The 6,156-nt window shown below is 54.5% G+C and carries 7 protein-coding genes and 2 pseudogenes; 4 read left to right on the forward strand and 5 right to left on the reverse strand.

All coding sequences use genetic code 11. The features are described 5' to 3' along the window. Nucleotides 1-81, forward strand: a pseudogene (locus C472_RS17125) (IS6 family transposase); the annotation flags it as partial. Here C472_RS17125 and C472_RS18145 read toward each other — a convergent pair. The 5 genes and pseudogenes from C472_RS18145 to C472_RS17880 form a co-directional block, all read right to left on the reverse strand. Beyond that, nucleotides 74-403: an ABC transporter permease gene (locus C472_RS18145; protein ID WP_082238281.1), complete on the reverse strand. Its 330-nt coding sequence runs from the start codon at nucleotides 401-403 to the stop codon at nucleotides 74-76. The pseudogene C472_RS17125 and the gene C472_RS18145 sit on opposite strands and share 8 nt — an antisense overlap. 184 nt (nucleotides 404-587) lie before the next feature. Next, the gene (locus C472_RS14885; RefSeq protein WP_241432993.1) at nucleotides 588-1,238 is read right to left on the reverse strand and encodes a twin-arginine translocation signal domain-containing protein; all 651 of its coding nucleotides are present in this window, start codon (nucleotides 1,236-1,238) and stop codon (nucleotides 588-590) included. 124 nt (nucleotides 1,239-1,362) lie between these two features. Beyond that, nucleotides 1,363-2,026, reverse strand: a pseudogene (locus C472_RS14890) (DUF6735 family protein). 66 nt (nucleotides 2,027-2,092) lie between these two features. Next, nucleotides 2,093-2,473, reverse strand: a complete 381-nt coding sequence (locus C472_RS14895; protein ID WP_049906777.1) for a hypothetical protein — start codon at nucleotides 2,471-2,473, stop codon at nucleotides 2,093-2,095. Between the two features lie 89 nt (nucleotides 2,474-2,562). Next, nucleotides 2,563-2,751, reverse strand: a complete 189-nt coding sequence (locus tag C472_RS17880) for a hypothetical protein (protein ID WP_082238282.1) — start codon at nucleotides 2,749-2,751, stop codon at nucleotides 2,563-2,565. Nucleotides 2,752-3,052: 301 nt separating this feature from the next. Between C472_RS17880 and C472_RS18050 the strand changes: the two genes are divergently transcribed. The 3 genes from C472_RS18050 (at nucleotide 3,053) to C472_RS17890 (ending at nucleotide 6,083) form a co-directional block, all read left to right on the forward strand. Then, nucleotides 3,053-3,181 (forward strand): hypothetical protein, encoded by a 129-nt coding sequence (locus tag C472_RS18050; RefSeq protein ID WP_006630682.1) that lies wholly within the window; start codon nucleotides 3,053-3,055, stop codon nucleotides 3,179-3,181. A gap of 805 nt (nucleotides 3,182-3,986) precedes the next feature. Then, nucleotides 3,987-5,189: a hypothetical protein gene (locus tag C472_RS17885; protein ID WP_241432994.1), complete on the forward strand. Its 1,203-nt coding sequence runs from the start codon at nucleotides 3,987-3,989 to the stop codon at nucleotides 5,187-5,189. Between the two features lie 171 nt (nucleotides 5,190-5,360). Then, nucleotides 5,361-6,083: a PD-(D/E)XK nuclease family protein gene (locus C472_RS17890; RefSeq protein ID WP_241432995.1), complete on the forward strand. Its 723-nt coding sequence runs from the start codon at nucleotides 5,361-5,363 to the stop codon at nucleotides 6,081-6,083. The last annotated feature ends 73 nt before the right edge of the window (nucleotides 6,084-6,156 follow it).

Genomic DNA, 6,156 nt, shown 5'->3' on the forward strand with positions numbered 1-6,156 from the left:
AACTGTTTCAGCAACGCCGAAGCAGAAACAGCAAACGAGTGGCTCAGATCCTTTGCCTTCGCATGGAATCAGCTTATCTGAACACTACCCCGCGTCCGAGGACAATACTTAGGACGAATTGCGAGCGTGTGGTTTTGGTGCCGAGGATAAGTCGGGCGGTCCCGGATTCACGTTCTCGGGTGATAGCACGGAAGCCGATTGCCGCAGCAGCGAACGGGACAACAATCGTGGTTGCGATTTGTACGTTTACGAGGGCGGCTGCTTCGCCGAGAATTTGGAGTTCTGGAGATTCTGGTTGAACTGTGATACGGCTAAACAAGAGGAAACAGACGCCAATTACCCACGGTGTCTTACCGCGAAGATAACGGCGGCATTCAGTACGGGAGACTGAGGTGGAGGGCATCAATACTTGAACATCTGTAGCATACCGGACTTAATAGTCTCGAAATCAGGGGCTCATTGGCTCTATTGAAGTCTTTGAGAAATTATGACTGCTTTGAGATTGCGTTCATGTAGGCAATCACAACCTGTGAGGATAGATTTCAACACTGTGGGAAGCGTTAGATGATGTCCTCTATTTGTCCCAGCTATTGGGTTGATGACCCAAATTCGAAGATGCCAGAATCCGATGCAGTAACGGTCTCTCCGAACGTTCCGGATTCGGTTGCCTGAACTGAGAACGAACACTGTAACGTCGACGGAAGGGCTTGTGCGTCACGAATGACGAACGGGAATTCCATCTTTCCATCGATACTGAGCTTCTCCATCTCTATCACGAACTGGCGGTGGGTAGTCCCACTCTGGACCCGCTTAAAGTAGGTGTTAAAGCTGTCACTTTGCGTTGGCGGGCTGACTAGGTAGGTGAGCTGGTCTTGTTGATCAAAATAGGTATCCGGGGTGGCGAGCGTCGCCATGAATTGGTCCAGCTCGTAGGCTGATGATGGCTCGATGCTCGCGTTGAAGGTGAACCAACGTGACGGAATCGATCCATTCGAGTCAAATTGTGGCTTCCTGCGGATTTCGACGTACCCAATGTTTTCTGTATGCCCGGGAAAATCCCACGAAATCTCATCCACCGAGTTTTCGTGAACGACGGTATCAAGCGTTCGTGACCCCGTTCCAGGCAGTCCACTACATCCAGCAAGAGCGGCGGTGGCAACCACTCCTCCTGTAGTTAGGAACTGCCGACGTGTTCGGTTCACGTGATCGTCCTGTGGAGAGTGCGGGGACTCAGGCATTCAGATCGAATTGGAAAACAACTCAATTAGCGTCTTTGGTCTTACCGTTCCATCCGAATCACTTGCTATGGCTGTTTCGGAGGGGTTGACCCACGGTACAATCTGAATCGTACTGTTTCCTCTTCTAGGAGTGGTTCAGGCTCGCCTTCTCGAAGGGTGACTCTCCGGTCGGAATGAGCAGCTCCTGTCGGTCTCCGACTCGCTCGGCCAGCTTCCGTTTCAGGTACTGTCTCGCCGTTGACGGCGTGAAGACGCCCTTGTCGAGCATGTCGCCGACGACGTCTTTGAGGGCCGAGAACTGGCCCTGTACATAGCCGTCGCCGACCGGCTCGCCGTCGTACCAGCGCACCGTCGCGAGCGCGCCGTTCCCGACCGTCTCGCCCTGTTCGACCGTCTCCGAGTCGTACTGCAGGCCGAACCACAGCGTCCGGTAGGCAGTCACCTCGAACGTCGTCGACACCACGTAGAACGCCTCGTGGTGGAGATAGTCGAGATGGTCAGCGGCGATTTCGCCGAGCGAGAGCCCGGTGGCGCGGGGCTTCGGCTCGACGACCGTCGACAGTCGGTCCTCCCCGATCAGGTAGCCGTCGACGGCATCTGCCTCGAGGCCATCGGCCAGCTCTGCGAGAAGCTGTATCGCCCACTTGGAGTCCGTGTCGTCGCCACCGAACGGCGACTCCGCCGAGATTCGGTGTTTGAGCTTCAGATTCGCTGCCCCCCCAGTGAGAGTAGTGGAGCGTGTACTGTCCGTCGGTTCGCTCGTACGCAACAAGTGCGCGGTGGCCCATTTTCTAATCACCTCGCAGGGCGACCGCGACTGGATCGCCCCGCACCCTTTCTGGGGACGAACAACACTACTCGTCGATCGGCTCAAGGGAACTGAGATCCGTGTGGAGAACCTCCCCGTCGCGAACGACATACCGTTTCGCTAGGACTGGGAAGCGACACTTCGTGAACCCCGCCGTCTGGATATCGAGTTCCTCGTCAGCTCCAAGATGGTCGGCGAGTTCTCGCAAGAACTCGTGGGTCACGATGCCGCCCTCGTAGTCCGGAAGGCCGTTCTCCCGCGCTTCGTACACCTCGAAGTCGTCGTGTACCCAGATAGTGAGCTCGCCTTCTTCCGTGACCTCCCAGTTGAGCGTCCCGAAGCGGTAGTTTTCACAGAGTTGGCGGACTGCCTGTGGATCCGACACGATCGCACCGGTCGACATCGTCGCAGCTTGGAGTGTGGCCATGGCTGGACCTCGGGGGGAAGCCCCCCGCACCCCTTCTGGGGGCAACAAAACCGGCTCAGCAGCCCTCTGTAACCGGGCCGGAGACGCCGTTACGTGTCTGCCCGGGTGTCCGCTCCGTCGCCGTCGGCTGGTCGAGTGAGAAGGCTCACCTCTTCTAGGAGAGCTCTTGCCCTCTCGACTCGTTCCTGATCTGTATTGTCCAGTCGGTCGATATCTAGGCGATTCAGGCTACTGAGCACCCAATGTATCCGGTACCCCTGTTTGAACTCTTGCTCCATCGGAAACGCCTCACGGCTCGCCGGCGCGGATAGACATCGCGGTGTCATGCTCTTCGCTGTCACTCGTGGGCAGCTGATTAACCAACATAACTCGATGCTTCCAGTCTGCGTTGGTTAACTTGCTTCTGTGCGTCATAGAACTCATGTACGCTATTTGTTTCCCAATCTCGCGGACGAATCACCCGTGAGAACGAGCGTGCTTACCTAGCGGTTGATTTACTGAGAATATATCTGCCGATTAGGATCTCAACAGAGCAACAAAACTGCTGTCGGGGTAACCGATGCGGCGCTTTAACCTCTGGTGAGCGGGATCTGGATGGACGAAGATACTGATATGCTCACCTACGACGACGATGTCCCGGTGGTCCATCTCGAAGACCTCCCGGTGGGCACGGAAGTCGGAACTGAGAAGACTTACGACATTTCATAAAAATAGATAGGCACAAAATTTATAACCTATATATTTGAACTTTGACTCAATGAGTTGGAGTCTGATCGAGGACTACAAAGATGAGTACCAAGAATCAGGCGGGTCCTTCCATACTACCCTTATCGGTCCGCTAGTACTTGGTTTCTGCCTGTTAGTTGTGAACATCGTGGTTGTGGGTATCGCCCGAAGCCTTTTTTACTTCCAATACCCCGCACTTTTCCTCTTGATTTTGATCAATGCTGTTGTTGTCCCTATCTTGGCGTGGTATCCTCTCCGAAAGGCTGGTCTCTGACCCGCTGATGGGGATTGTCGAGATTAGCGCAGGGTTCTATGGAGCTGGTGAGGCTCACAGCACCTGAATTTTATAAGTGATTACAGGTCAACAATCTACATGTCGAGAGGAACTGCGAAATGTAACACGGTGTTAGACTCACGCTCTGTATTGACCGCAGCCGGGTCAGAATGTATCATCTATTGAGGATTTCAACAGAGCCCTCACTCCGTATTTCGAGTGGTTCAGATCCGCCGTATACGTTCCGAAAGCTAGGGGAAGAAGCGCTCAAAACTACGCTGTGACTCCCAACAATCTCCGTCGCAAGAGCGATTGAATAAGTAGCTTCTGTGGTCGTGATTATTGCGCCAATCACGCCTGGGATTTCCGCTTGAATTTCGACGGAAGGTAATTCGGAAGGATATCTGACAATCGAGAGTGATCGTGTACTAATAAAGTTTTAACCGGTATCACTGACAGTCTCTGTGCGTGCCATTTCCCCGCGCGAAATCATCTCGACAACTCTACGAAGAAGTGAAATCGTACGACCGGGTGATTGTCCCGGACGGCCCACTCGCGAGTGCCCTCAACCGCCAACTCGATCGGCCACACCTCGGTCCCTTCGCGATCCCGCCACGTCGGCTTGCGGTCGGTCGCCGGCAGGAATCCGAGGACCGACTTGCGTTCCTCGGCATGATTGCCAACGAGGACATCTCGTGGAAACGGTGCGCCTACGCAGTCGGTAATATCCTCCAGTGTTGGGAGCACCAAGGGACACACGATGCGATTTTCGAGTACGATGCCTATCTCGACGACGCCACCGAACGTGCGGTCGAGCGCATCGCAGAACTCGAAACCGCCTCAATGAAGCTCACAAACGAGACTATCGATCCGGATCTCGACGTGGTGGTAGTCGAACCGGAGATGCTTACCCAGCTCGAACACGCGTATCTGCCTGCTTCGTACGACACAATCAGTCTCTTCACTGATAGCGAGTTCGAGTTACCAGCGTTCCGCATTCATGCCTCACCGACAGCGATTGTCGAAACGGTCGTCGATTCTATCACAGAAACGAACGCCGAGAACGTCGGGATCGTACTCGATCAAGAAAGTGAGTACTCGCCGCTCATCGAGTCTGCGCTGGAAGCAGCCGACATTCCGTTCTTCGGTGGTCCAGGCTTTATCGATCGCAGTGAACATCGGTTGTTCCTCCACTTCCTCCGAACTGCCCACCGAGGGACTGATACCCGAATCAGCGAGATTCGGTCGCTGCTGACAGCCTTCGACTGTGCTGTTGCCGACCGTGATTCAGAGAAGCGTCTCCATGAACTGGACGATGGCGAATTGGCGTGGCTAATTGAGTTCAGTCACGATATTCAGCAGTACACGTTTTCAGACGCACTCTCCACGTTTGAACATCGCGCCGATGAGACGCTTGCTGGCTTTCAAGAGGAGTTGGAGACGCTTGGCATCGCCGACGAGTCCGTCACAGAAGCCCGGCTCGATGAACTGTCGTTCTATCTACAGACGTATGAGGTGCCTGTCGACCGAGACAATGAAGGTGTACTGCTCGCTGATGCGAAGTCGGCATCGTACGTCGGTCGAGAGGTTGTCTTCTACTTGGGTCTCGACGAGCGGTGGACACACTCGGCACCACGTCGCCCGTGGGTTGATCAGGACGCTCAGTTTACGCGGAATATCAGGAGCTTCCAACTGCTGTTACAGAGCGGCAGCTAGCAACACTATCTCGTCCAAGACGCAACCGGTGGATCCCCCGTCACCCCGTGTCTGTACTTCGAAGAGCTCCTTGAAGAAGAGTACGAATCCTTCTCTGACTTGTCATCGACTACTCACCACACACATTCCGAACCACACGACGGGGCTGTATTCGACACAGAGCCCATTGATGTGGACTCCAAGTCCATCGAGACGATCAGTAAGTCGAGTCTCAACACCTACGTGAACTCCCCACGGGACTACTACTTCAGCCGGATCGTCGACGGCCCAGAGAAGGATTATCTCACTGAGGGCAACTTACTCCATGATTTTGCGGAGTTCTATGTTAACCACCCCGCTGTCATCGATGATGCGGCACTCACGGAGGTTGTCGATCTCATGCTCGATGAGGTCCGCCCGCTCGTCCGTTCCGTCGACGAACGGACGCGCCGTACTGAGTACCGTGCCAGCCTCGAAACAATTGTCTCGTATCTCGACGAGAATCCCCCGACAGATGGGGCGTTCCTTACACCCGCCAGCAAAGGCGAGAACACCGTTGCCTCTCACTTCGGTCACGACATTGACTCTCCTGTGACTGAGCGCCGGTTCATTGACGAAGATTTGGGCATCAACGGGATGATTGACCTCGTCCAGTCGGACACCGAACTGCTTGATTACAAAAGCGGCAGTGAAAACAGCGCTAATTCGATAGTCAAAGACGCCGCGATCGACGACCCGACGGACGAACCTGACTTTCAAGCATTGTTGTATCTGACCTATTGGCGGTCACAAACGCCTGCTGAGCAGCTCTCGTTCACGTTCTTCTATGTTACCGAGCTCGTCGACGACGTGATCGCTGGCGAGGGTACTCTCGATGACGCACTGACGACGATAACATACTATAGTAGTTACTAGAAATAATTACTCACTTTTGGAATCGAGAGCTGATCAAGAGCACTGTCGATCGCTGTTGTAAGTTCGTCGAGTG

Origin of the sequence: Halorubrum tebenquichense DSM 14210, assembly GCF_000337415.1 — an archaeon.
Classification (GTDB): domain Archaea; phylum Halobacteriota; class Halobacteria; order Halobacteriales; family Haloferacaceae; genus Halorubrum; species Halorubrum tebenquichense.